The following is a 663-nucleotide window of genomic DNA, read 5'->3' on the forward strand; positions in this document are numbered from 1 at the left end:
CTCGTAAGCACGTTCCATCGCATCCGCGCACTCTCCCCAAGAACCGATTCATTACCGGTTCTAATCAGTTGTGGCAAATGGACATCAAATATGGATACGTCGCAGGACAGAAGCGTTTTTTCTTTGTTCTTAGCATCATTGATGTATTTGACCGCGTGGTCGTCGGGCAATATCGCGGGCGAACCTGTGAAGCCAAGCATGCCGTTCAAACCCTTTGGTCTGCTCTAGAGAGCCGCATTCAGCCTGGTGAAACGTTACCCGTGATCCGGACGGACAATGGACCTCAATTTGTAAGTAAGTTGTTTGGAGATACCTGTGAGAGCTTAGGAATGACGCATGAGCGAATTCCCCCGAGGACTCCTGACATGAACGCTTACATTGAATCGTTTCATAGCATACTGGAACGCAACTTGTTGAGTAGACGAGAATTCCAGACGTTTGAAGAAGCGTTCGAAGCGCTTGATCAATATATGGACTTTTACAATCATCGAAGAATGCATGGTAGCCTGAAGCGTATGGCACCCATGAAGTTTTCGTTATGGGTCAAGACGCTAGAGGATACCTCAAAGTTCCATAAATCGATGTAAACCTGTGAGATAGTGAGCATGTCTTTGAGAAAGATAAACTTGTAGGTCAGGACTCCGGATTTAAGGGGCCTAGCCG

General features: G+C 46.9%; 1 protein-coding gene. It reads left to right on the forward strand.

Features of this window, described 5'->3' with window-relative positions; genetic code table 11:
* Positions 1-587 (forward strand): transposase (locus ACQ4N8_RS28125; protein WP_430707671.1); only part of this gene is annotated, 587 nt, incomplete at its 5' end.
* Between the last annotated feature and the right edge of the window lie 76 nt (positions 588-663).

Source organism: Paenibacillus macerans, from assembly GCF_050565405.1.
In the GTDB taxonomy this organism is placed as follows: domain Bacteria; phylum Bacillota; class Bacilli; order Paenibacillales; family Paenibacillaceae; genus Fontibacillus; species Fontibacillus macerans_B.